The sequence below is a fragment of the Fretibacterium fastidiosum genome, from assembly GCF_000210715.1.
Taxonomy (GTDB): Bacteria; Synergistota; Synergistia; order Synergistales; family Aminobacteriaceae; genus Fretibacterium; species Fretibacterium fastidiosum.
Genome location: NC_021038.1, coordinates 120032 through 123434, shown reverse-complemented (window position 1 = coordinate 123434; position 3403 = coordinate 120032). Strand labels below are relative to the sequence as shown.

Genomic DNA, 3403 nt, shown 5'->3' with positions numbered 1-3403 from the left:
TCCGCCGCGAGGCGTTGACAACTCCAAAAGCAGAGAAGCGCGAGCGGCGCCCAGTGGGTGCCGCTCGCGCTTCTCTCAGGCTGGAGCCTCAGGAGAGGCCCGCCTCGTCATCCGGTTTCGGACTACGCCTTCCGCTTCAGCAGGAACGCCGCGCCAAGGGCCAGCGCCAGCCCGCCGACACCCGCGTCGCACCCGCCGCCGGAGCCGCCCTTCCTGCCCTCGCCAGGCTTGTTGCCGTCGCCGGGCTTGTTGTCTCCGGGGTTGTTGTCGCCAGGCTTGTTGCCGTCACCAGGTTTGTTGTCGCCACCGGGCTTGTTGTTGTCCGGCTTGTTGGTGTCGGGCTTCATGTCCTTCAGCTTCTTGTTCACGGGGATCTTGTACCTCGTGCCGTTGGCCATCGTCACGATCACCGTCTTGATCTCCGCGCCCGCGGCGATCTCGGCCTTCGTGGTCCTGCACGTCAGCCTCAGCGTGTAGTCTTTGGCGCTCGCGCGGACCGAGGGGATGGAGGACGTCAAGACGACCTTCCCCGCCGCGTCCAGCAGCTCGGCCTTCGGCGCCTTCATCCCGGAGACCTCCACCTTCAGGGACTTCGGCGTGCCAACCAGCTTCAGCTTCGCCCGGAGCGTCACGTCTCCCGACTCCCCGGTGAGGGCCGTCGCGGTCCAGCTCGTGTTGTCGATCTCCACCGGCTTGTCGGCCTCGTCGTTGCCGTTGCCCTCGCCACCCGGCGTGGTGCGCACCAGCGGGACGTCGACAAAGCCCTGGAAATTTCCTCCTTCTTTGTTTGTGGCTTTCACCCTCAGCGTCCCTCTCGTGAAACCGGACGGCAGAATGACCTCAAAAACCGCGCCCCTCTCAGTGTTCGTCCCAGGCTTAAAATTCTTATAAGCGGGATCATTCTCCGGCCTATCTCCCAGGATCATCTCGGCGTTCCAGTTGCTCTCATTCACTTTCACGTCACCCGAGACCTTGACGTTCACGGTACACTTGTTCCCCGAGTAACTCGCCTCCGCCACCAGATCGGGGACGGAGATGGTCTTCAGCGCGGTGAGGACCAGTTTTGTTTTGGTTCCTTCCAGCCGCTCCCACTTCCATTTCAAGTAGCCACTACTATCCACCTCTGGATCACCTAAGATCACTTTACCATCACTCAGGTTCGTCTCATTGACCTCCAGCAGCGTGAGCGTATCGCCTGCTTTCAGGCCGTGTCTCCAGACACCGGTAGCCTTCACTCTCAGGTTAGAATTACTGATCGCGACCTTCCCTACGGTCAGGACCGGGTCGCCCTCGAAGAACTCCGCATCGATCGTCGGCATAACAGAAGGAGACGCCGCCTTCAGGATCAGGTTCGGGTACGCTCCGTGAGGCAGGTACAGGGTGCCGCCGCCGAGCGTCACCTCGACGTTTCCGGAGAGCAGCCCCGCGTTGTGCACCCTGAAATCGGTATTCTCATTCCCCATCTTCACGTTCCAATTCTTGCCCGGCGTTCCGTCCTGGATGATCAGTGCAGTACCCCCCCTCAGCTCGAGGTCAAGGGCAGCGCCATCGGCAAGGATCAGCTTTTCGACCTTGACGTACTTATCGCCATAGGAAACGACAAGGGGGGTCGTCCTCACGAACTCCAGCGTGCCGATGGTGTACTCCTGCTCCCCAGCGAAATCCAAGCGGGCGGGTTCTGTCTCGGAGCCTCTGATATCGAGGTGGTTCACAAAGACGTTGCCCTCAAATTTCAAGGTAGGGGCGCCGGCGGCGCCGTCGGTTTTCCCGTTGAACACGACGTTCGCCACATTTTTACTCAGGGTGGCCGTGTTATTGGCCGCCACATCCAGGCTCAGAGTCCCCTTATCGATCCCTGCGTTGAGCTCAAAATCTACCCCAACACCGGGCTTGACGGTCAGGACATTGCCGTTGGCCGTGATCTTGCTGCCATCGACCGTTTTCAGCTCCTTGAGCGTCAGGTTCCCGTTCAGCACGAGGTGGCCTTTATCCTTCAGGTCCACCGCGCCGTCCAGTGGGGCATTCTTTCCGATCTTGACGCCATCCGCAACCGTCAATGTGCCGTCCCCCATCGTCACCTTATTATCCCTCATCGGCTTGTTCAGCGTCAGGTTGCCCTTCGACAGGGTCATCTCGGAGGTGGCGCCAAAACCGGTCCCATTGACTACGATGCTGCCATTGTCGATCGTCAAAGCACTCGTAAGGGGCAGGGCGTTATCGACGTCTGCGACCAGCGTGCCGCCCTCCGTGATCTTCAGATCCGTGACCGTCGTCACCGGAGCCTTCAAAACCAGCTTCCCCGCACCGGTGAGTCGCAACGCGCCAGCACCACCCGCAATCTTCTTCCCTTCGAGGGTAAGGACCGCGTTGGCTCCGACCTTAATGACGACGTTGGTGGCGGTATCATGGACAGCAAACCTATCATCTTTTTTTACCACGATGTTGACCTCACCCGCCTCAACCTCGAGGGCCTGGGTCCTAAAATAGTAGGTTTCATCGTTGTAGAGCAGTTTGGCCCCGCCCTTAAAGGTGATCTTATCCACCGCATTATTCGGAAAGTTCGCATCACCCACCGTTACCACAGAGCCCTCGGGGATCTCGACAGTATCGTTGGGGGTTGTACCCGGGAAATTGGAATTGAGGTCCCAGCAAGAAGGCGTCTTCCAATCACCTTCCGCGAGGTTACCCCCAGTACCCCTCCACACATAATGCGCCGCCAGCGCGGTTCCGGCGAGGCCCAGGGCGAACACTGCCGCGAGAGCCGCCACAAGCAAAAACCTGCCGATCGAGCCCATCTTTCTCAAAACTATCTTCCTCCTCACCTGAATTTACAAACCGTCGAATTATACAACGAGGGGAGCACATTGCACAACATGACAATCACTCGAACCGCAGGGCGTCGATGGGCCTGAGACGCGACGCCTTCCAGGCCGGATAGAGGCCGAAGAAGCCCATGTTCTCAACCCCCCTTGGATAATACATATCCCATCAACCGAAAAACCACGTGCAAAAAAACACCCTGCCAAAGCAAGCAAGATGGTGATAAAATCGTTGTAAAATATCACGTCTTTGCAAAAAATACAAAGGGTGGAAGGCCTAAAGGTCATTGATCAGTGATCATGTCACCCCTCGCCGCCCAAACACCCCCGGCGGGGCAGCCCCCCCTTGCAGGGGGGCCAACGATCAGTTGTCCATCCCCCGCCGCAGCGCCTCCACCTCGCCGAGGGACAGCCCGGTGAAGTCGACCACCTGCTCCAGCGGGACGCCTCGCACCAGCATCCGCCGCGCCGTGGCGGCGATGCCTTCATTTCGTCCTTCATTTCGTCCCAACTTAATGCCCCTGGCCTCGCCCAACTTAATGCCCCTTGCCTCCCCAAACTGTATGCCCCTTGCCTCCACCTTA

Annotated in this window: 1 protein-coding gene and 1 pseudogene; both read right to left on the bottom strand. The window is 59.2% G+C overall.

Annotated features, from left to right (window positions below):
• Positions 1 to 122: 122 nt before the first annotated feature.
• Positions 123 to 2573: a hypothetical protein gene (locus SY1_RS00570; RefSeq protein WP_208874075.1), complete on the bottom strand. Its 2451-nt coding sequence runs from the start codon at positions 2571 to 2573 to the stop codon at positions 123 to 125.
• Between the two features lie 610 nt (positions 2574 to 3183).
• A pseudogene (locus tag SY1_RS00565) lies at positions 3184 to 3403 on the bottom strand (Rpn family recombination-promoting nuclease/putative transposase); the annotation flags it as partial.